General features: G+C 60.3%; 24 protein-coding genes. 9 read left to right on the top strand and 15 right to left on the bottom strand.

Going from position 1 to position 20,555, the window contains the following annotated elements; all coding sequences use genetic code 11:
* Positions 1–90: 90 nt before the first annotated feature.
* The 3 genes from PS14A_RS17145 to PS14A_RS17135 are packed head-to-tail and all read right to left on the bottom strand — an operon-like array spanning position 91 to position 1,129.
* On the bottom strand, positions 91–429 hold the full coding sequence (locus PS14A_RS17145; protein ID WP_016770844.1) for a hypothetical protein: 339 nt from the start codon (positions 427–429) through the stop codon (positions 91–93).
* Positions 426–812 carry a phage holin family protein gene (locus PS14A_RS17140; protein ID WP_008079909.1) on the bottom strand — a complete coding sequence of 129 codons (387 nt, stop codon included), beginning with the start codon at positions 810–812 and terminating at the stop codon, positions 426–428. Before PS14A_RS17140 ends, PS14A_RS17145 begins: the two co-directional genes overlap by 4 nt.
* A gap of 2 nt (positions 813–814) precedes the next feature.
* Positions 815–1,129, bottom strand: a complete 315-nt coding sequence (locus tag PS14A_RS17135) for a YqjD family protein (protein ID WP_016770842.1) — start codon at positions 1,127–1,129, stop codon at positions 815–817.
* A gap of 301 nt (positions 1,130–1,430) precedes the next feature.
* Here PS14A_RS17135 and PS14A_RS17130 point away from each other — a divergent pair, with 301 nt between their 5' ends.
* Positions 1,431–2,639, top strand: a complete 1,209-nt coding sequence (locus tag PS14A_RS17130) for an ammonium transporter (RefSeq protein WP_212616824.1) — start codon at positions 1,431–1,433, stop codon at positions 2,637–2,639.
* On the opposite strand, the gene PS14A_RS17125 is transcribed toward PS14A_RS17130, so the two are convergent.
* Positions 2,636–4,348, bottom strand: a complete 1,713-nt coding sequence (locus PS14A_RS17125) for a monovalent cation:proton antiporter-2 (CPA2) family protein (protein WP_212616823.1) — start codon at positions 4,346–4,348, stop codon at positions 2,636–2,638. The two genes, PS14A_RS17130 and PS14A_RS17125, sit on opposite strands and share 4 nt — an antisense overlap.
* Before the next feature lie 198 nt (positions 4,349–4,546).
* Between PS14A_RS17125 and PS14A_RS17120 the strand changes: the two genes are divergently transcribed.
* From PS14A_RS17120 to PS14A_RS17110, 3 genes are all read left to right on the top strand, one after another.
* On the top strand, positions 4,547–4,783 hold the full coding sequence (locus tag PS14A_RS17120; RefSeq protein ID WP_137216149.1) for a glutaredoxin family protein: 237 nt from the start codon (positions 4,547–4,549) through the stop codon (positions 4,781–4,783).
* A 114-nt stretch (positions 4,784–4,897) separates the two neighbouring features.
* A complete protein-coding gene (locus PS14A_RS17115; protein ID WP_016770837.1) occupies positions 4,898–5,215 on the top strand; it encodes a hypothetical protein in 318 nt (105 codons plus the stop codon).
* 70 nt (positions 5,216–5,285) lie between these two features.
* Positions 5,286–6,176 (top strand): pseudouridine synthase, encoded by an 891-nt coding sequence (locus PS14A_RS17110; RefSeq protein WP_212616822.1) that lies wholly within the window; start codon positions 5,286–5,288, stop codon positions 6,174–6,176.
* An 82-nt stretch (positions 6,177–6,258) separates the two neighbouring features.
* Here the strand turns inward: PS14A_RS17110 and PS14A_RS17105 are convergent, their stop codons facing one another.
* Together PS14A_RS17105 and mobA are read right to left on the bottom strand one after the other, a co-directional pair.
* Entirely contained in the window at positions 6,259–6,480 is a 222-nt protein-coding gene (locus PS14A_RS17105; protein WP_016770600.1) for a YgdI/YgdR family lipoprotein, read from the bottom strand.
* A 78-nt stretch (positions 6,481–6,558) separates the two neighbouring features.
* The gene (gene mobA / locus PS14A_RS17100) at positions 6,559–7,161 is read right to left on the bottom strand and encodes a molybdenum cofactor guanylyltransferase MobA (RefSeq protein ID WP_130909913.1); all 603 of its coding nucleotides are present in this window, start codon (positions 7,159–7,161) and stop codon (positions 6,559–6,561) included.
* A gap of 81 nt (positions 7,162–7,242) precedes the next feature.
* Here mobA and moaB point away from each other — a divergent pair, with 81 nt between their 5' ends.
* Entirely contained in the window at positions 7,243–7,782 is a 540-nt protein-coding gene (moaB, locus tag PS14A_RS17095) for a molybdenum cofactor biosynthesis protein B (protein WP_212616821.1), read from the top strand.
* Positions 7,766–8,992 carry a gephyrin-like molybdotransferase Glp gene (gene glp / locus PS14A_RS17090; protein WP_212616820.1) on the top strand — a complete coding sequence of 409 codons (1,227 nt, stop codon included), beginning with the start codon at positions 7,766–7,768 and terminating at the stop codon, positions 8,990–8,992. The genes moaB and glp overlap by 17 nt, the downstream gene beginning before the upstream one ends.
* A gap of 59 nt (positions 8,993–9,051) precedes the next feature.
* Here glp and PS14A_RS17085 read toward each other — a convergent pair whose 3' ends face one another.
* Entirely contained in the window at positions 9,052–9,360 is a 309-nt protein-coding gene (locus PS14A_RS17085) for a hypothetical protein (RefSeq protein ID WP_178083628.1), read from the bottom strand.
* Between the two features lie 321 nt (positions 9,361–9,681).
* On the opposite strand from PS14A_RS17085, the gene yegS reads away from it, so the two are divergent.
* Positions 9,682–10,599, top strand: coding sequence for a lipid kinase YegS (gene yegS, locus PS14A_RS17080; RefSeq protein WP_137216153.1), 918 nt, complete (start codon positions 9,682–9,684; stop codon positions 10,597–10,599).
* Here the strand turns inward: yegS and PS14A_RS17075 are convergent.
* The 3 genes from PS14A_RS17075 to PS14A_RS17065 form a co-directional block, all read right to left on the bottom strand.
* The gene (locus PS14A_RS17075) at positions 10,583–11,242 is read right to left on the bottom strand and encodes a response regulator transcription factor (RefSeq protein WP_137216154.1); all 660 of its coding nucleotides are present in this window, start codon (positions 11,240–11,242) and stop codon (positions 10,583–10,585) included. The two genes, yegS and PS14A_RS17075, sit on opposite strands and share 17 nt — an antisense overlap.
* A complete protein-coding gene (locus PS14A_RS17070) occupies positions 11,239–12,132 on the bottom strand; it encodes a sensor histidine kinase (RefSeq protein WP_212617047.1) in 894 nt (297 codons plus the stop codon). Before PS14A_RS17070 ends, PS14A_RS17075 begins: the two co-directional genes overlap by 4 nt.
* Before the next feature lie 462 nt (positions 12,133–12,594).
* A complete protein-coding gene (locus PS14A_RS17065) occupies positions 12,595–13,065 on the bottom strand; it encodes a hypothetical protein (protein WP_212616819.1) in 471 nt (156 codons plus the stop codon).
* Positions 13,066–13,519: 454 nt separating this feature from the next.
* On the opposite strand from PS14A_RS17065, the gene PS14A_RS17060 reads away from it, so the two are divergent.
* Entirely contained in the window at positions 13,520–14,455 is a 936-nt protein-coding gene (locus tag PS14A_RS17060) for a chemotaxis protein CheV (RefSeq protein ID WP_130909850.1), read from the top strand.
* A 192-nt stretch (positions 14,456–14,647) separates the two neighbouring features.
* Positions 14,648–15,454 carry an MOSC domain-containing protein gene (locus tag PS14A_RS17055; RefSeq protein ID WP_212616818.1) on the top strand — a complete coding sequence of 269 codons (807 nt, stop codon included), beginning with the start codon at positions 14,648–14,650 and terminating at the stop codon, positions 15,452–15,454.
* 72 nt (positions 15,455–15,526) lie between these two features.
* Here the strand turns inward: PS14A_RS17055 and PS14A_RS17050 are convergent, their stop codons facing one another.
* The 5 genes from PS14A_RS17050 to atuD all read right to left on the bottom strand — a co-directional run bounded on the left by PS14A_RS17050 (position 15,527) and on the right by atuD (position 20,527).
* Positions 15,527–15,811, bottom strand: coding sequence for a pyrimidine/purine nucleoside phosphorylase (locus PS14A_RS17050; protein WP_024013687.1), 285 nt, complete (start codon positions 15,809–15,811; stop codon positions 15,527–15,529).
* 71 nt (positions 15,812–15,882) lie between these two features.
* The gene (locus PS14A_RS17045) at positions 15,883–16,425 is read right to left on the bottom strand and encodes an exonuclease domain-containing protein (protein WP_212616817.1); all 543 of its coding nucleotides are present in this window, start codon (positions 16,423–16,425) and stop codon (positions 15,883–15,885) included.
* A gap of 70 nt (positions 16,426–16,495) precedes the next feature.
* Positions 16,496–18,457, bottom strand: coding sequence for an acetyl/propionyl/methylcrotonyl-CoA carboxylase subunit alpha (locus tag PS14A_RS17040; protein WP_212616816.1), 1,962 nt, complete (start codon positions 18,455–18,457; stop codon positions 16,496–16,498).
* A 118-nt stretch (positions 18,458–18,575) separates the two neighbouring features.
* A complete protein-coding gene (locus tag PS14A_RS17035) occupies positions 18,576–19,373 on the bottom strand; it encodes an enoyl-CoA hydratase-related protein (RefSeq protein ID WP_212616815.1) in 798 nt (265 codons plus the stop codon).
* The gene (atuD, locus tag PS14A_RS17030) at positions 19,370–20,527 is read right to left on the bottom strand and encodes a citronellyl-CoA dehydrogenase (protein WP_130912577.1); all 1,158 of its coding nucleotides are present in this window, start codon (positions 20,525–20,527) and stop codon (positions 19,370–19,372) included. The genes PS14A_RS17035 and atuD overlap by 4 nt, the downstream gene beginning before the upstream one ends.
* Positions 20,528–20,555: the final 28 nt, after the last annotated feature.

Genomic DNA, 20,555 nt, shown 5'->3' with positions numbered 1-20,555 from the left:
CCGCGTCTGCCGGATAGGCACGCGGGACTGAATCCCCCGATAGGGAGATTCATCCCGGCGCTATTGCAAGAATGTAGCCAGAGGGGCGCGTCAGCGTTTGCCCGAGCTGTGCATGACCAGTCTGATCAGCGGCCCAAGCGTCGTGCCCAGACGCAGCAGTCGCGTCAAACCGCCACCACTGCTGCGTTTCGAGCCTTTGCCGGTGAGGAAACCCAGCAGCGTCACCGCCGCCACGCCCCACAACGGCGCGTGCTTGATGCCGAAACCGTCCTGCACGTTCTGCTTCATTCCACGCATGCGCTGCAACGGCTGCAGCACTTGCGCGGTTTCGTGGCGGATTTCCTGTCGGTGCATTTCCATGCGCAGGCGGATCAGTGCCTTGCGCATTTCCCGACGTGAGCTGTTGTGCGGAAGTTCAGGCAGGCTCATGGCAGCAGGCGCTCCCGGTCGTTGGCCAGCTCTTCGAGCGTGCCGTGGAAAGGCGAGGACTCATCGAAAATCGCTGCTTTGAGGCGCAGGCCGCAGAAGATCGACGCCAGCGTGTAAAACACGCACAGGCCGATGATCGCCGCCAGGCGGTAGGTGTCCCAGAAGATGATCATCACCAGCGTCGACAGACCCACCAGCAACAGCAGGGCAAACACCAGCGCCAGGCCGGCGAACAGCAGCAGGCTGACGGTGCGTGATTTCTGCTCCTGCAATTCGATGCCGAACAACTCGACATGACTGTGCAGCAGGCCCAGAACGGCAGCGCCAAGGCGACGCGTGGAGGAGGCGGTGCCCGCAGTCGGGCCGGATTCACCGATCGACATGATCAGCGCCGAGTTGCCAGCAGGCCGATCAGAAAGCCGACGCCGGCAGCGATGCCCACCGATTGCCATGGGTTGGCCGATACATAGTCTTCAGTAGCGGTGACCGCCGCCTGACCGCGTTCGCGCAGGGTGTCTTCAGTCACTTTCAGGGTTTCCCGGGCACGCAGCAGGCTGTCGTGAATCTGGGCACGCAGCTCATCGGCCTGATCGCCAGCGAGGGTCTTGGTGTGCTCGAGCAGGCGTTCGGTGTCGGCGACCAGAGTCTGGAAGTCGTTCATCAGGATTTCTTGAGCAGTCTTTGCCTTGATGCTGGCCATTGGTGGATCTCCGTAGGTGGCTTTGAAGCGTTCGAGTATGAGCCTTGCGTGAAGGTTCAGTGCAAATGCCTGGTACAACTTTTGCTGTGTCGTGGTGCGTCGCTCGGTGCGCGTGCGCTGTTGCCGGGCGTCCGCGCAGAAAAACTCTAATTCATTTGCTAGCCGTTTGTGATCGGGCATCGATATATGCGCCAAATCAGTTCATCAACCCTGCGGTTGTATGACTGATGAGTCGTAATTTGGTGCAGGAAATGCCCGCATGAACCGCTTTGGTGCCTTTTAGCCTTGGGTCTGCCTCCTCATGGAAAATCTGCAAAGCGCTGTGGACACGCTGGTTCACAGCTCCAATACATTGTTCATCCTGATCGGTGCGGTGATGGTTCTGGCGATGCACGCCGGTTTCGCCTTTCTGGAGGTCGGCACGGTCCGGCAGAAGAACCAGGTCAATGCACTGGCGAAAATCCTCAGCGACTTCGCCGTCTCGACACTGGCCTACTTCTTTATAGGCTATTGGATCTCCTATGGCGTCACCTTCATGCAACCGGCAGCGGTGCTCACGGCTGACCACGGCTATGGCCTGGTGAAGTTTTTCTTCCTGCTGACCTTTGCTGCCGCGATCCCGGCGATCATTTCCGGCGGCATTGCCGAGCGCGCGCGGTTTGTTCCGCAGTTGTGCGCGACGGCGCTGATCGTGGCGTTTATCTATCCGTTCTTCGAGGGCCTGATCTGGAATGGCAACTTCGGCTTGCAAGGCTGGCTGGCGGCGCAGTTTGGCGCGGCATTTCATGATTTCGCCGGCTCGGTGGTGGTGCATGCCGTGGGCGGTTGGCTGGCGTTGGCCGCTGTTCTGCTGCTCGGCCCGCGCAATGGTCGCTACCGCGATGGGCGCCTGGTCGCGTTCGCGCCGTCGAGCATTCCGTTTCTGGCGCTGGGCTCGTGGATCCTGATTGTCGGCTGGTTCGGCTTCAACGTGATGAGCGCGCAAACCCTGCAAGGTGTCAGTGGCCTGGTCGCGGTCAACTCGCTGATGGCCATGGTCGGTGGCACCGTCGCGGCGTTGATCGTCGGGCGCAATGACCCGGGCTTTCTGCACAACGGCCCGTTGGCCGGATTGGTGGCGATTTGCGCCGGGTCCGACCTGATGCATCCGGTCGGTGCGCTGGTAACCGGCGCGATCGCCGGAGCCTTGTTTGTCTGGTGCTTTACCGCCGCTCAAGTCAAATGGCGCATCGACGACGTGCTGGGCGTCTGGCCTTTGCACGGTTTGTGTGGTGTTTGGGGCGGGATTGCCTGCGGCGTCTTCGGCCAGACTGCGCTGGGGGGGCTGGGTGGCGTCAGCCTGATCAGCCAGTTGATCGGCACCGGGCTCGGCGTTGTGGTGGCGCTGGTTGGCGGCTTCGTCGTCTACGGCGCGATCAAGGCATTGCATGGGCTGCGCCTGAGTCAGGAACAAGAGTATTACGGCGCCGACCTGTCGCTGCACAAGATCGGCGCGGTGAGTCAGGACTAGATTTCCTCATCATTGGCTCCGGGATAGAAACCGTGGAGCAGGCGATAGCGATCGATGCGCACTTGATCGACCTTCTCCTGCACTTTGTGCGCGGGCAGGCCGAGCATGATCAGCGCATGTGAAGCGAGCATCAGGCTCGACTCCAAAAGCTCCGGCACCACCTCGGTGGCGCCGGCGGCTCTGAGCTCCGCCGATTGGCTGTCGTCACGGGTGCGTACCAGAATCGGCACCTGTCGGTTGAGTCGCCGGGCTTCGCGCAGAATGCGCAACGCCACGTCACTTTGATCCACGGCAATCACCAGCAGCCTGGCGCGCAACAGGCCAACCGCAGTAAGCAGATCGCCACGCGCCGAGTCGCCGTAATGTACGTCGCTTTCCGCAGATGCGGCTTCCTGCACCCGCACCGGATCGTTGTCCAGCGCAACATAGGCTTGCCCGGCGTTGCCCATGAAGCGGCCGATGGATTGGCCGACGCGTCCGTAGCCGCAGATCACCACGTGCTGGTCGAGGTCGGCGTTGAGCGCGCTGATCTGTTCGATCTGCGCTTCCTGATTGGGCTTGCGGTGCAGCACGGCGGCGATGCGCGGCGCCGCGCGCAACAGCAGTGGCGTGAGCAGCATCGAACAGAAGGTCGCCGCGAGCAGCAGGGCGCCCGGTTCGGCCGGCAACAGGCTGTTCTGCTGCATCTGCGCCATCAAGGCAAAACAGAATTCGCCACCCTGGGCCAGGGCCAGGCCGCTGCGCCATGCGGTTTCGCTGTCACTGCCGCGCCCCTTCACCAGCAGCGCGACCACGATGCCCTTGATCAGCATCAGGCCCAGCGTCAGGCCGATGATCAACAGGCTGTGACTGACGAACAATTGCAGGTCGATCAGCATGCCGATGCTGACGAAGAACACGCCGAGCAGAATGTCGCGAAAAGGTCGGATGTCAGCTTCGATCTGGTGCCGGTAATGGCTTTCCCCGAGCAGCATACCGGCCAGAAACGCGCCGAGGGCTGGCGACAGCCCCAGCAAATGCGTCAGCCAAGCGGTGAGCAGCACGATCACCAGTGCCAGCAGGACGAAAAGCTCTGCCGAGCGTGAGGCCGCCACTTCATGAAACAGCCGTGGCAGCAACCAGCGACTGGCCAGCAGCAGGCCGAAAAACAGCACCACGGTTTTGCCCAGGGTCAGCGGCAAGGCCCAATACCAGGCCTGCTCGCTGGTGCCGGCGAACACCGGAACCAGTGTCAGCAGCAATACCGCGACCACATCCTGAAACAGCAGCACGCCGACCGCGTTCTGGCCGTGGCTGCTGAACACTTCACCGAGGCTGCCCAGCTCCTTGGTCACGATCGCCGTGGATGACAGCGATAAACCGGCTCCGAGCAACAGCGCTGGCATCAGTGGCATGCCCAGCAACATCAACAGTGTGCCGAGCAACGCTGTGCTGATCAGCACTTGCTGACTGCCAAGGCGAAACACCACCTGACGCAGCGCAATCATCTTCGACAGGGAGAACTCCAGACCGAGCGAGAACAGCAGGAACACCACGCCCAACTCGGCGACATCCGGCAAGTGTTCGCTCTCGTTGACCCAGTCGAACGCGTTCGGCCCGACCAGCAATCCCACGCACAGGTAGCCCAGCACCGGCGGCAGTCGCAGGCGCCGGAACAGGGCAATCACCACCAGGGATGAGGCGAGGATGATCAACAGGTTTGCAAACACGGGACACTCCGCTGTCAGGGCGTTGGCCTCTGAAGCGTAGAGGCAAAAAGTCCGCGAGGATGACGCAATTGCACTTTGCGCTGAATGATTTGCGTCAGGATTTTGCGCCGGGAGCGTCGCGGCCTTTGGGCGGCGCTGGGTCGACGAGGGTTCGGTGGCGTCCTAGAATGGCCTCACCTGTTTTCCGGTAACGCCGTCATGCCTCCTGAATGTCAGTTGTTCGGCACCCTTGGGTGTCATCTGTGTGAAGTCGCCGAAGCCGAGCTGATGCCCTTCGTCGAGCATGGTCTGCTGGTTGAACTGGTGGACATCGCCGAAGACGAATCGTGGTTCGAAAAATACAGCTTGCGTATCCCGGTGCTGCGGCGGATCGACACTGGCGCCGAGCTGGATTGGCCTTTCAGCGCAGACCAGGTCGTGGCGTTTTTACGCTGACGCAGATTGATCTCCTTCATTCCGCTGGTCGCAGCAACCCATCCTTGCGTTGGCACTCGCCGGCTTCTTCGGTTACTGTATGTCCATACAGCAATCGAGTCAGAGGGATGAACCGTGGTCAATGTCGAACAGTTGAAGAGCAGCGTTAACCGGATGTCGGTCGACGTGGTGCGCGAGGCCGTCCTCGAATTGCGCCTGGACGGGCTGGTCACGGAAGGCAAGACGCCGTTCAACAAGCTGCATTTCAATACCTGCTTTGCCGAAATCGAAGCGTTGTTTCAGCGCGCCGGTTATCACAAGCAACTGGATGTGGTCGGTTATCAGGGGCTGTTGTACGCCTTGTACGATCCGGGACGCTGGGAAGCGGTCGATGTGTTGCGCTGGCTGAAGGAGTTCACCGAAGCGGCGGCGCTCAAATCGATTCCGGCCTGATCAAACTGCGCTAGGTGGCTTTGCCTCGGTGTTGGATAATGCCGGCCCGCATTGAGGATTTCCGTTTCGTATGTCCAGTCCCGTATTTTCCGCTGCGCACAATCAGGCCAGCACCTTGTACTTGCCGCCCGGGCACTGGCTGACGGTATTCGATTGCCTCTGCGAGCACTTCAGTGCCATCGGCCACGAACAATGGCTCGACCGCATTGCTCGGGGGCGGGTCCTGGATGCGCAGGGCCAGCCAATTGCGCTGGACTTGCCGTACAAGGAAGGGCTGCGCATTCATTACTTTCGTGAGGTGCCGGACGAAAAGCCGATCCCGGTTCTCGAGTCGATTCTCTACGCCGATGAGCATCTGGTGGTGGCCGACAAGCCTCACTTCCTGCCAGTCACCCCGGCCGGGGAATATGTCGAACAAACCCTGCTGCGCCGGCTGATCCGTCGGCTGGACAATCCGCATCTGGTGCCGCTGCACCGTATTGACCGGCACACCGCAGGGCTGGTGATCTTCTCGGCCAATCCGCAGACCCGCTCGGCCTATCAGTCATTGTTCCCGACCCGGCAGATCGACAAGCGCTACGAAGCGATTGCCCCGGCGTTGCCCGAGCTGAATTTCCCCTTGGTGCACAAGAGCCGCCTTGTTGATGGCGAGCCGTTCTTCCGCATGCAAGAGGGGCCTGGCACCAGCAACACCGAAACGGCGGTCGAGGTGCGTGAGAAAAATGGTGATCTGTGGCGCTATGGCCTGTATCCCGTGACCGGCAAAAAGCATCAGTTGCGGGTGCACATGACGTCGCTGGGAGCGAGTATTTGCAACGATCCGTTTTATCCGACTGTGTTGAAAGATGTCGAGGACGATTACGCCAACCCGTTGAAGCTGCTTGCGCAAGGCCTGCGCTTCATTGACCCGGTGACCGGGGAATTACGGGAGTTCGAGAGTCGAATCACCTTGCAGTGGTAATGCTGAAGCTGCTTTCCGAGCGCCCATGAAAAAGCCCGCATGACAATGCGGGCTTTTCTGTATCCGGTCACGACCTGAAGCCTTACAGCTCTTTGACGGTACGAACCTGATCCTTGTTGATGCGGGTCTCTTTGCCGTCCAGCTGCTGGAACTCGTAGAAGCCCGAATCATCATCGTATTTCGGGGTGTCGACGGCCTGGATTTCGCGACCGTCATTCAAGGTGATCACTGTCGGCGAGGAGCAACCGGCGAGGGTTGCCAGGCCCAGTGCGAGCATGAAAGTGGCGAGGGTCCGTTGGGTCATGAGTGTGTCTCCGAATGGGAAATCTTCTGGTTACTGAGCTTGAGACGTAAACAAGGCGTGAGAGTTCCTTGCATGGTGTCAGTCTGACACAGTGTTGTGCAGATGTAACAATTGCGGGGTGTTGAGGTTGGCCAGCCGCGGATCGTTTTCGGGGCACTGCAACGCGACGGCGCCGAGGCTGCGCATTACCCGCCCCGGGCTACGTTCGCCAGCATTCCATGCCGCTTCGAACGCTGGCAACAGCGCCACCGGAATCACGCACAGCAGCGGTTCCCAATGTTCGCCATGGCGCAGCATTAAAGGTTTTTCACGTTGCTGATCGGCAGTAACCAGCATGTCCTTCAGCAGCGCCTCGTCGATTCGCGGCACATCGCAGGGCAACACCAGCAAATGCGAATGCCGTGCAGCCTTCAGCCCTGCCCGAATCCCGGCCAACGGCCCGGGGAAATCGCCTTCATCATCCATCACCAACTGATCGGCAAATCCGGCATAACGCTCGCGATTGCGGTTGCACGAGATGATCAGATCGTCGGTCAACGAACGCACCTTGCGCTGCAAATGCCCGATCAAAGGCTCGCCCAGCCACTCGATAAGCCCCTTGTCCTGACCGCCCATGCGCTGGCCGCGTCCACCGGCCAGAAGCAGGACTGAGCAGGATGGCAATTGGCTGTTCCAGGGCATGACGACTCTCCAGAGGGGCGGCGGAAAAATGAGCCGCTGTGATATAACACCGGGCTGTTTCCCCTACAACTGGAAGAGCCTATGAAAGCCAAGGCTGATGTACCTTTCGTGCCGCTCAATATTGCGGTGCTGACTGTCAGCGACACCCGAACCCTGGAAACCGATACCTCCGGCCAGGTCTTCGTTGATCGCTTGATCGCGGCCGGCCACGCGCTGGCCGAGCGGGTTTTGCTTAAAGATGATCTCTACAAAATTCGCGCGCAAGTCGCCAACTGGATTGCCGACGATGTGGTTCAGGTTGTGTTGATCACCGGCGGCACCGGCTTCACCGGGCGTGACAGCACGCCGGAAGCGGTGGCATGCCTGCTCGACAAACAGGTCGACGGATTTGGCGAACTGTTCCGCCAGATCTCCTTGGCCGATATCGGCACTTCGACCGTGCAGTCCCGGGCCTTGGCGGGTCTGGCCAACGGCACGCTGGTGTGCTGCCTGCCGGGTTCGACCAATGCGGTTTGCACCGGCTGGGATGGCATCCTCGCTGAACAACTGGATGCCCGTCATCGTCCGTGCAACTTCGTCACCCATCTGAAGCAGGCGGCGCCTTGTGAATCCCGTGGGTAAGCCGGGCAAGACTGGCAGTTTGCTGCCCGTCGAAACGGCGCTCGAGCGTTTGCTGGCAATGGCCGATGCGTCGCGCATTGTCGAGCGCGAATATTTACCGCTGTCTCAACTCGAAGGGCGGGTGCTGGCGGAAGATCTGATCTCGACGCTGGATCTGCCGCCTTGGCCGAACAGCGCCATGGACGGCTACGCCTTGAACCTGGCGGATTGGCAGGGCGAGCCGCTGCCGGTCAGTCAAAAGGTCTTTGCCGGGCAATCTCCGCAGCCGTTGGAACCAGGCACATGCGCACGCATCTTTACCGGTGCACCGCTGCCGCCCGGCGCCGACTGTGTCGAGATGCAGGAAAACGCTGAAGTTCAGGCCGACGGCCGAGTGCGCTTCCTCGAGCCTTTGAAAGCCGGGCAGAACATTCGTCCGCAGGGCCAGGAAACTACGGTCGGTGAATTGGTGCTGCAAGCTGGAACCCGACTGGGGCCGATTGAGCAAGGGCTGGCTGCTTCGCTTGGCTGTGCCGGCCTCCATGTCGTGCGCAAACCTCGCGTCGCGGTTTTGTCCACCGGGGATGAGCTGGTTGAACCCGGTCAGGCATTGGGTCCGGGCCAGATCTATAACAGCAACCGCGTGCTTTTGTGCAGCTGGCTGCAGCGTCTGGGTTGTGAAGTGATTGATGGCGGAATTCTCCCGGACGATCTGGCCACCACGCGGGCGCGGTTGGGCGAGCTACAAAATGTCGATCTGATTCTGTCTACCGGCGGTGTCTCGGTCGGTGAGGCGGATTTCCTCGGCATTGCCCTGCGTGAAGAAGGCGAGTTGGCCCTGTGGAAGCTGGCCATCAAGCCCGGGAAGCCGTTGACCTTCGGTCATTTCCGCAACGTGCCGGTGATTGGCCTGCCCGGCAATCCCGCCTCTACGCTGGTGACGTTCGCCTTGCTGACGCGCCCTTATCTATTGCGACGCCTCGGGACGCAGGACGTCGAGCCGCTGAAGTTTGCAGTGCCCGCAGGCTTTGTCTGGCCGGTGGCCGGCAATCGTCGCGAATACCTGCGCGGGCGTCTGGAGCAGGGGCGCGCAATCATTTACCGCAACCAGAGCTCGGGTGTGCTGCGTAGCGCCGCGTGGGCCGACGGGTTGGTGGAAGTCCGAGAGGGCCGCACGCTGCACGAGGGTGATGAAGTGAGCTTCATTCCGCTCAGTGACCTGCTGGGCTGACCGTTCTTGCCCAAGCACGCGTCGGCTGATGTGCGCGGCGCGTGCGACAAGTGATTCGGTCAGTTGCTGATCAGGGTCACCAACTGGTCGAATCGGCTGTTGGCCACCCATCCCAGCAGTCCCAGGATGACAGCGGTCGCACCCGCCGAATACGCCAGACGGTGTTTGATCGTGCGGACGTCATTGAGCACTTCGTCCATGTCGCGGCGCATGTATTTGAAGTGGGTTTCCAGCTCGCTGACACGGGGTTCCATATCAAACTCTCCAGTGGGCTTGGTGCTGTTACAGAAGTCTGGTTTCTTGCTGGCACGGCTTTCGGCGAGAGCGGCGACCGGGCTCACCGGTGCCTTGGTTTCATGGTTGTGCATGGAAGTACTCGCTGATCGTAACGATTGCACGCCTGCTGGTTTTTCCGTTGCGCGATTCATGAAAATAAATCGGGGGGTATCCGTACATTACCGGCACATCCTTGTGTTATTGGGTTGAAGGTTAAAGGTTGATGCTGCCAGCACACGGTGACCCATGGGGTGGGCGGGGTCAATTGAGCCGATTCCTCTTGTTTCGTAAGAAAAAATACCGCCGTGTAGGACGCCAGCTGCTGGATGAGCAATTAATTGCCAGCTCCGTGGCTTTTTTAAGGCGCACAGTGGTCAAGATGTTTCAATCGATTCAATTCTTGGAGTGACGTTATGAGTGAACGCCGGGCACTGCTGATCTTGCATGGCAAACAGGCACTCAACGAGGATGTCCGCGCTGCCGTCGAAGCCAAGCGCGAGCAAGGCTGGGAGCTGGCCGTGCGAGTGACCTGGGAGGCCGGCGACGCCCAGCGTCTGGTAGAAGAAGCGCTGGCAGCGGGCTACACGAAAATCATCGCTGGCGGCGGCGATGGCACCTTGCGCGATATCGCCGAAGCGCTGGCTCAACACCCTAAGAAAGCCAGCCTCGTTTTGCTCCCGCTGGGGACCGCCAACGATTTTTCCCGCGCCGCCGGTATTTCCCTGGAGCCTGCCGAAGCCCTTGAGCTACTGGATGTTCACCCCTCGGATATCGATTTGGGCGAGGTGGGCGGGCAGATTTTCCTGAACATGGCGACCGGCGGATTCGGCAGTCAGGTTACCGCCAATACTTCAGAAGACCTGAAAAAGGTCTTGGGCGGCGCCGCGTATCTGTTCACCGGCCTGACCCGGTTCAGCGAGCTGCATGCCGCTTACGGCGAGTTGCAGGGGCCGGACTTTCATTGGCAGGGCGAGCTGCTGGCGCTGGGCATCGGTAATGGGCGGCAGGCGGGTGGCGGCCATGTGCTTTGCCCCGAGGCGCGAGTCGACGATGGTTTGCTGGATATCAGCATCCTCCCGGCACCGCAGGAGCTGGTCGGCACGCTGAAGAATCTGCTGAGCGAGGGCTTCGGCCTCGACAATATGTTCGTGCGGGCGCGATTGCCGTGGGTCGAGATCAAGGTCGCCGAAGGGCTCAGCATCAATCTCGACGGCGAGCCGCTGGAGGGCGACAGTCTGCGATTTGTTGCGAAACCTGCTGCGTTGCAGGTGCACCTGCCAAAGGACTCGCCATTACTGGGCCAACAACCGTCGATCAGTCATCCAGGCTGATGATCTGCTCACGCACGGCGAACAGCACCAGACCCGCCACGTCGTAGATTTGCAGGCGCTTCATGATCTGCGCACGGTGGGTTTCGACGGTCTTGACGCTCAAGCCCAGACCGTTGGCGATTTCCCGGGTCGATTTGCCGCGCACGATCAGCCGCAGGATTTCCAGCTGGCGCGCGGTCAGATTGTGTGAATCGGCGATGTCGGGCTGGCTTTTCTGGTTTCGGGTCAGTGCCTGATTGATCACCGTATGAGCGATGGCCGGGCTGAGGTAGCGTTCGTTGTTGCGCAGTGCTTCCAGCGCGTGCTCGAGCTCGGTGGCCGTGGTGTCCTTGAGCAGATAGCCGTGGGCGCCGGACTCCAGCGCCTGCATGATCAGCGCCGGATCGGTGTGCATCGACAGGATCAGCACTTTGCTCTGCGGGCGCACGCGCTTGAGGCGTTGCAGCGCTTCCAGTCCACCGGTTTCCCTCATCGAGATGTCCAGCAATACGATGTCCGGGCTCAGGTGCTCGACCATTTCGAGCAATTGCGAACCATCACTGGCTTCGCCGATTACCGCGTAACCGGGAATATCCAGTACCAGAGCGCGCACGCCGGCTCTGATCAGCGAGTGGTCATCCACCAGAAGTAAGTTACAAGTCAACGCATAACCTTATTCGTACTGGCCCTTTCGAGCGCTCGCGGCGCCCAGGGGAAAAGTGCTTCGATTCTTGTGCCTTTGCCCGGCTCGCTGGTAACGCTCAATGTACCGCCCAACTGTTCGACGCGCTCGGCCATCCCGGCCATGCCGCGTTGGCCTTCTCTGGCCGGATCGCTAGCAGGCGCGAAACCGAGACCGTCATCGCTGATCAACAAAGTCAGACCTTGCGGCAGACGCTGTACCAGAATCAACAGGTTTTTCGCCTGTGCGTGGCGCAGGATGTTGGTCACGGCTTCCTGAGCAATACGAAACGCCGCGACGGCCATTTCCTCGGGGATTCCGTTGAGCCGCTGCTGGCAATCGAGACTCCAGTTGACCGGCGTGTTGGCCAACGTCTTGAGCAAGTGCGCACGCAGACTGGCTTCGAGTCCCAGGCTGGTCAATTGCCGTGGATTGAGAATCGCCGAGACGTCACGCACCTTGTTCAGGGTTTCATCCAGCGTGTCGCAGAGGACCTTGCATTGTTCCTGCAGATCTTCCGGCAGGCGGCGTTTGAGCCAGTCACTTTGCAGTTTGGCGGCGGTGAGCAACTGGCCGATATCGTCATGCAATTCCCGGCTGAGGCGATGGCGCTCGTTTTCCTGGACTTGCAACAGTCGATCAGCCAGCTCTTGTGGTTGAAACTTGATCGATTTGCGTGACAAGCGATATTGCACCCAGACGCACGCGGTGGCGGCGATGTCGAGTGCCAGCAACCCCAAGGGAATGCGCGCGGAAACAACATACGCCAGCAGACTGCCCAGGGTCGCCAGAACACACAGAACCAGTGTGAAGCGCCGGGCGTTTTCCCGCGAGGGTGGCCATGTGATGAGTGACTTGAGACTGGCGTACATAACGGATGGAGCCAATGGATGTTCGCTGCGGGCAGACCGGCCGGTGGATGGCGGATCTCTGTCTGGAAATACTGTCAATTATGTTATGGATTCAAACCGTATTCGTTAAGCAATCATTGGCTGGCAATAACATCGCTAATGAAACGCTGGAGTCAGTGTGCCATTAAGTGGCAAGCAATTAACCGGCGGCATAATACCACTTAACATACCGTTGGTCGCGGTTGCTATATATGTCCATTCAGTCAGGAAATACCGGAACGTGGACGCAAGTTCCATATTGGAAAAGTCTGAATTCTTGTTTTTTGAATGACTTCCATACGTTTGGAAGTATCGCTTGCGGCACACAGGAAAACCCTGAGGGCGGTGCCTGGAAATCAGCCGTTGGTCGGGTTGATTATTTGGCCCGGACTGTCGCTGACAGGTACGAACTATTCATTTACGACAATATTGCTGCAGACAGGCTCAAGCCTGGCGAGCGGTAACGGACGCAGAGAGCAAACGTTTGCTCATCATCTTCGGCTCAAACGAGGTCTGGCCCATTTGTGCCGCAAAGGCTTCGAGCAGATCAGCCTGCTCGCGTTCATCCAGGCTTAGCTGCCCGGTCTTAGGGTCGACCAGCTCAAGCTGCCAAGCCATCAAGGTAAAGCAGTCACGTAGCGCATCAAGGGCCTGTTCGTGCAGATCTACCCGGTCCTGAGTCAGATTCAGCAGGCTATAGATGTGCAGGGAGAATTCGGAGATCGCTTCCAGCGCCAACGCTTCGGCACGGCCAGCCAATTTCAGCAGAGTGCCGAGCATGCAGTCGATGGCATCCTTGTCATTGCTGATCAGTTGCAGATGGCTCAGGCATTCTTCGGACTTGGCGAGAAGCATTTCGGCCTCGACCAGAAATTCGGGGAAGCGTTGCGCCCAGTCTTTACGGTCGATTGGCATGTTCATCTCCACCACGTCGTGTTGGTTGACGGATGGCCGTGTGTGGCGACGATCGTGAATCGTCGGCAGATCGCGCCCGGCGGTGCAGGTGCACGGACCGAGGGGTTCCAGAGGGTGGGTTGCCACTGAATTGCGATCGCACACAATAGCCTGACTCCGTTCATGCAATGAGAATGGCGTCACAGTAATGGCTATTGGAAATGGCGAATATCAGGTTGGGCCTGATTGATCCTAGGGGAATCCCTTAGGCGCGGGAACCTAACGTGCAAACCGAGGTCGCGCCGCAATGAATCTAGCAGATGAAATCACGATTGCCAGTAAAGCATGATGTCAGTGTGACATCAATGGCCGTTTATGGCATTTTTAGCGGCGCGCTTTACAGCAATCAAGATTAGCTGAATGCAGCCGATAAACCCCCATAGTGAATTCATCAGAACAAGCCCAGGAGTCATTGATGGCCGGCATTCTCGACACGGTAGACCAACGCACGCAACTGGTGGGTGAGAATCGCCTGGAAATCCTCATGTTTCGCCTGGCCGGACGTCAATTGTTCGCGATCAACGTGTTCAAGGTTCAGGAAGTTCTGCAACTGCCAAAGCTGACCCTGATGCCGCAGCGTCATCCTTTCGTCTGCGGCGTGGTCAACCTGCGCGGCCAGACATTGCCGGTGATCGACCTGTCCCAGGCAATCGGCATGCGCCCGCTGGTGCCGGGCCCGAACAGCACGATCATCGTCACCGAATACAACCGTTCGGTGCAGGCCTTCCTCGTCGGCGGTGTCGACCGCATCGTCAACATGAACTGGGAAGCCATTCTGCCGCCGCCGACCAGTGCCGGCCGCCAGCATTATCTGACCGCAATCAGCAAGGTCGACGAGCAACTGGTAGAGATCATCGACGTCGAAAAAGTCCTCGCCGAGATCGTCCCGTACAACGCCAAGGTCTCGCGCGAAAAACTCGACGACCCGGTACTGGAGCGCGCCCGTGGCCGCGAAGTCTTGCTGGTGGACGACTCCAACGTAGCGCTTTCGCAATTGCGCGATACCCTCGGCCAGCTCGGGGTGAAAATGCACATTGCCAGCGACGGTCTGAAAGCCTTGAACATGCTCAAGGCCTGGGCCGATACCGGCGTGCACATGACCGACAAACTGCTGATGATCTTCACCGATGCGGAAATGCCGGAAATGGACGGCTATCGCCTGACCACGGAGATCCGCAACGACCCTCGTCTGCGTGGCCTGTACGTCGTGCTGCACACCTCGCTGTCCGGCAGTTTCAACGACTCGATGGTGAAGAAGGTCGGCTGCGACAACTTCCTCTCCAAATTCCAGCCGGACAAACTGGTCGACGTGGTGCGCCAGCGTCTGATGCTCGACGTTGTGCCGGCCTGAAACACGCACATCTTGCTTCCTGTGGGAGCGAGCCTGCTCGCGAAAGCGCAGGGTCGGACACATTGATGGCGAATGTGCCGGCCTGTTCGCGAGCAGGCTCGCTCCCACGGGGATTGTGTTTAAACCCCAGACGGCTTTGATTCGGTATTGAAGCTCGTATAGGGTGGCGTTTTTCCTCCAAGGAAGCTGGTCATGCTGCGTCTGAGCGCGCTTTATCGTTACCCGTTGAAATCCGGCAAGGGCGAAATCCTGCAAAGCATCAAGCTGGACAAGCTCGGGCTGGCGGGTGACCGACGCTGGATGTTGGTGGACGAGGCCAGCGGGCGCTTTCTGACCCAGCGTGCCGAAGCGAAGATGAGTCAGTTGTCGGCGCTGTGGAATGCCAGTGGTGGCTTGACCTTGAGCACGCCCGAGCAGGGTTCGATTGAAGTCCCATTGCCTGCTGCCGACGCCGAGCTGCGCGGTGTGACGATCTGGCGTGACACCCTGCGGGTGCCGGACGCCGGTGATCAAGCCGCGCGTTTTGTCAGCGAATTCCTCGGCAAGCCGACACGTCTGGTGCAAATGCCACTCGAGCGGGCGCGCACCACGCAGTCGGGTTTCGGCAAGGATGACGATCAAGTGGCGTTCGCCGATGGTTATCCATTGCTGCTGATCGGCGAAGCCTCGCGGCTGGCGCTCTCGGAGACGGTAGGGCGAGAGCTGGAGATGCTGCGCTTCCGCCCGAATCTGGTGATCGAAGGCAGCGCGCCTTACGCCGAGGACCAATGGAAACGCATTCGCATCGGCGATATCGAATTCCGCGTGGTCAAGCCATGTGCGCGTTGCATCATGACCACCGTCGACCCGCAAACCGGTGAGCGCAGTGCTGATCGTGAGCCGTTCGCGACGTTACAGAAACACCGCAGCACCGCCGATGGCGCGATGTTCGGGCAGAATCTGGTCAACGACGGTAACGGTCGCCTGGAAGTCGGCATGCCGGTGGAGATTCTCGAATAGGCTGTCGCTGAAACGAAAAATGCCCGGGTCTTTTGGACGCGGGCATTTTTTTGCGCTGTGAAACCGGCGGGATCAGCCGCGGTATTCGCACAGGTAAGCGGTATCCACTTCGACTTTCAGTTGGAACTTGCTGTTGGCCGGAACGTTGAACTGGCTGCCGGCGGCGAAGGTTTCCCAGTCGCTGCTGTCTGGCAGTTTTACGCTCAGCGCGCCGGACACCACGTGCATGATCTCGCGCTGGCTGGTGCCGAATTCGTATTCGCCCGGGGCCATGACGCCAATGGTCGCCGGACCTTCAGCGGTGCCAAAGGCGATCGACTTGACGGTGCCGTCGAAGTACTCGTTGACTTTAAACATGGGCGGATTCCTCGAAAAGGGCTTAAAAGGGGGCGGCCAGTATGCACAAGGCTTTTCGCGCCGTCACGCGTCTAAAGCGGCAGGACCAGCGGCAATAACCGTGCGGTATTGCGGGCATCTTCCAGCGCGCGATGTTGTTGGCCGCTGAACTGCATGCCCGCCAGTTGCAGCGCGCCGTTGAGCCCGAGTGGTCGTTCCAGGCGGCGGGCCTTGGCGAAGCGCTGTTTGAGGTTCATGTGCGGGACTTTGCTCAGGCCGCTGTCGATGTGCAGACGCTGCCACTCCTGCAGCAATTGCTGGCGATCGTAACCGCCCCAACTGGCCCAGCCTTCCAGACGGGTTTGATGCTGCGCGAGCCAACGCTCAAAGGCCGGCCAGACCTCGCTCAGCGGTTGCGCCGAATCGATGTTGGCCTGGGTGATGTGTGTCAGCTCCCGACAGAACGGCGTCAGCAATGGCCGGCGGGTCGGTTTGACGAAGCGCTGGAAGTGATCCTGCTCGCGCCCGGCGCGGTCGACCAGGGTCGCACCGATCTCGATAATTTCCATTTCCGTGACCGGCCAGCCACCCTCGTCTGTGGTGGCTTCCAGATCTATGACCAGCCAATGGGGCATCGCAGGGTTCCTGATTTCCGCGTTCTGATTTATCAGAGCGTAGTCAAACCCCGCGCTTGTGCCCGGGCGACTACTCGACCTGCAACAGAACCTGACGATTTTTTACCTGATCGCCGACCTTCACTTGCACCCGTTTGAGCACGCCATCGATGCCGGCCTTCAACGGATGCTCCATTTTCATTGCCTCCAGTACCACCAGCAATTGACCCTTGCTGACCATACTGCCTTCGCTGACCAGCACATCGACAATGGCACCGTCCATCGGGGCTTTCAGGATGCCGGAGGCGACGCTGGTCTGACTGTCGATCGGCGCATGAGTTCGATCCTCCAGGCGCAGGCTGCCCGGATGGGTGAACAGCCACAGCTGTTGGTCGTGCAGACGATAGGCGTGACGTTGGCGCAAGCCGTCGACTTCGATGGTGATCGATTGCGCGGCGTGCTCGATGATTTTCATCGCCAGAGTGCTTTCGCCAGCCTGCACGACCAACTCGCCGGGTTTGCGCGCCAGCACCGACAGCGTCCAGTCCTGCTCGTCACTGCCGAGCCGATAGTGCAACGGCACACTGGCGTTGTTGCGCCAGCCGTTCAACGGCGGGCGATGGGGCAGGGCGCTGGCCTGATAGAACAACGCCACGGCAATCGCCAGTTGCGCCGTCGTCGGCACATAAGTGTTGAGGCAGGCATGGCTGGAAAAATGTTGCTGGATGAAAGCGGTGCTGAAATCGCCGCTGATGAACTGCGGATGTTGCAGCAGGCCTTCGAGCAAGCGCTGGTTGCTTTGCACGCCGAGCAGCACGGTGTCCTGCACCGCACGCAACAATTTGCGTCGCGCCTCTTCGCGGGTTGCGCCGTGGGCGATCAGTTTGCCCAGCATCGGGTCGTAGAACGGGCTGACCGACTGGCCTTCAAGCAGACCGTGATCGATGCGCGCACCGCGATCCGAAGCCGGTTGCCATGCCGCAATTCGGCCGGTTTGCGGGAGAAAATCCGCAGCGGGATCTTCAGCGTAGAGGCGCACTTCCATGGCGTGACCGTCGAGACGAATCTGTGCCTGCGTCAGCGGTAGCGGCTGGCCCTCGGCAACCAGCAACTGCCACGCGACCAGATCCAGCCCGGTGATCAATTCCGTTACCGGATGCTCGACCTGCAGACGGGTGTTCATCTCCAGAAAGTAGAACTGCCCGCGCGCGTCGAGGAGGAACTCCACGGTGCCGGCGCCGACGTAATCCACCGCGCGCCCGGCCTTGAGCGCCGCTTCGCCCATGGCCTGGCGCAGCTCGGCGGTCATCACCGGGCACGGCGCTTCTTCGATGACTTTCTGATGGCGGCGCTGGATCGAGCAATCGCGTTCGCCGAGGTAGACCAGGTTGCCGTGCTGGTCGCCGAACAGCTGCACTTCGACGTGGCGCGGCTCGATCAACGCCTGTTCGAGAATCAGTTCGTCACTGCCGAAACCGTTCAGCGCTTCGGAGCGCGCGGTGCGCAGTTGCGCCAGCAGATCGCTGGCCTCGTGCACCAGACGCATGCCGCGTCCACCACCACCGGCGCTGGCCTTGATCATCAGCGGATAACCGATGCGCTCGGCTTCGGCCAACAGGGTCGCATCGTCCTGCGCTGCGCCTTGATAGCCGGCAATGCACGGCACGCCCGCGTCGAGCATGGCGATTTTCGACAGGCGTTTGCTGCCCATCAGTTCGATGGCTTCGACGCTGGGGCCGATGAAAACCAGCCCTGCCTCGGCGCAGGCGCGGGCGAAATCGGCGTTTTCCGAGAGGAAGCCGTAGCCGGGGTGAATCGCATCAGCGCCGCTGCGGCGGGCGGCGTCGATGATCGCCGCAATGTTGAGGTACGACTGCTGCACCGGCGCCGGGCCGATGTGCACGGCCTGATCGGCCATTTGTACATGCAGCGCATCGGCGTCGGCGTCGCTGAACACGGCGACGGTGCGATAGCCCAGCGCTTGGGCCGTGCGCTGGATGCGGCAGGCGATTTCACCGCGGTTGGCGATCAGGATTTTGTGGAGGGTGGGCATGGGCTATTTCCTCAGAAGTTGCGTCGCAGGTGCTGGCCTCTTCGCGAGCAAGCTCGCTCCCACAGAGATTTGTAAGTGATCCAGATCCAATGTGGGAGCGAGCTTGCTCGCGAAGCTTTCAGATAGCCCACCGCGGTTTACGCTTTTGCATAAAGGCCAAGGTGCCTTCGATCCCTTCGTCTCCAGTCACTGCCGCGCTGAACCACTGCGCCGCCTCATCAAGCAACTCACTCGACGGCTGTCCGGCACTCGCCAGCAACAATGCTTTGGTCGCGGCATTCGCTTCGGGTGCGCAGCGCAGTACCTGTTGCAAGACCTCATCCAGTCGCTCGGCCAGCGCCTGGGCATCCTGTTCAACGAAATGCACCAGCCCCAATCGCTGCGCCTCGGCGCCATCGAAACGCGCCGCCGTCAGCGCGAGCCGGCGGGTTTCGGTCAAGCCGATCCGTTGCACCACAAACGGTGCGATTTGCGCCGGGATCAGGCCAAGGCTGGTTTCCGGCAAGCCGAACTGCGCCTGGTGATCGCTAATCGCAACATCGCTGACGCAGGCCAGGCCGAAGCCGCCGCCGAGCACGGCGCCTTGCAGCACCGTGATCAGCACCTGCGGCGTGTGCTGGGCTTCCTCCAGCAACGCACCGAACGCCCGGTTCAAATCGCGATAAGCCTCCGCGCCTTGAGCACGGGCATTGGCCATGTCCTTGATGTCGCCCCCGGCACAAAAATGCCCGCCGGCACCGCTGAGCACCATGGCCCGCACTGTGCGGTCATCGTGCACCGCCGTCAGCACCGCGCGCAGTTCGGCGACCATTTGCAGGCTCATCGCATTGCGGCTGTCCGTGCGGTTGAGGGTGATGTGCAGCACGCCGCCATGCAGTTCCAGCAACAGCGTCTGGCAATCGGGCAGGCGGCTCATTTCTTTTTCCCCGGCAGGATGCCCATCAGTTTGCAGATGATCCCCAGCATGATTTCATCGGCGCCGCCGCCAATCGATACCAGGCGCACATCGCGATAGGCGCGGGCCACCGGGTTGTCCCACATGAAGCCCATACCGCCCCAATATTGCAGGCAGCTGTCGCTGACTTCACGGCCGAGGCGTCCGGCCTTGAGCTTGGCCATCGACGCCAGGCGCGTGACGTCCTGACCTTTGATGTACTGCTCGGTGGCCTGATAGACCAGCGCGCGCAGGCATTCGATTTCGGTCTGCAATTCGGCGAGGCGGAAGTGGATCACCTGGTTATCGATCAGCGCATTACCGAAGGTCTTGCGCTCCTTGCAGTACTCGATGGTGCTGTCGATGCAATATTCCAGGCCCTTGATCATGTTTGCCGCGCCGAACAGGCGTTCCTCCTGGAACTGCAGCATCTGCATCATGAACCCCGCGCCTTCGTGGCCGATGCGGTTGCGCTGCGGCACGCGCACGTTGTCGAAGAACACCTGCGCGGTTTCCGAACTGCGCATGCCGAGCTTGTCCAGGTGCGAGCTGAGGCTGATCCCCGGGGTGTTCATCGGCACCATGATCAGCGACTTGTTGATGTGCGGCTTGTCGTCTGAGGTATTGGCCAGCAGACAGATGAAGTCGGCGCTCGGCGAGTTGGTGATCCACATCTTGCTGCCGTTGATCACGTAGTCATCGCCGTCCTTGCGCGCCGTGGTTTTCAGCCCGGCGACATCGGAACCGGCGCCGACTTCGGAGACGCCGATGCAGCCGACCTGTTCGCCGGTGATGGCCGGGCGCAGGAATTCTTCGCGCAATTCATCGGAGCCGAAGCGGGCGAGGGCGGGTGTGCACATGTCGGTCTGTACGCCGATCGACATCGGAATGCCGCCGCAATGGATGGTGCCGAACTCTTCGGCGGCGACGATCGAATAGCTGTAGTCGAGGCCCATGCCGCCGAATTTTTCCGGCTTGGAAATGCCCAGCAGACCCAGGCCGCCGGCCTTGCGGAAAATCTCATGGATCGGAAAGCGCCCGGCCTTTTCCCATTCTTCGACGTGCGGGTTGATCTCGTGCGTGACGAACTGGCGGACGGTGCGGCGCAGGGCTTCGTGTTCCGGGGTGAAGATCATTGTTGTTGTTCTCCGTAGGATCCGTGGC

The sequence above is a fragment of the Pseudomonas sp. 14A genome (assembly GCF_018132745.1).
GTDB lineage: Bacteria > Pseudomonadota > Gammaproteobacteria > Pseudomonadales > Pseudomonadaceae > Aquipseudomonas > Aquipseudomonas mercuritolerans.
This window is presented reverse-complemented; position numbering and strand designations above follow the sequence as displayed.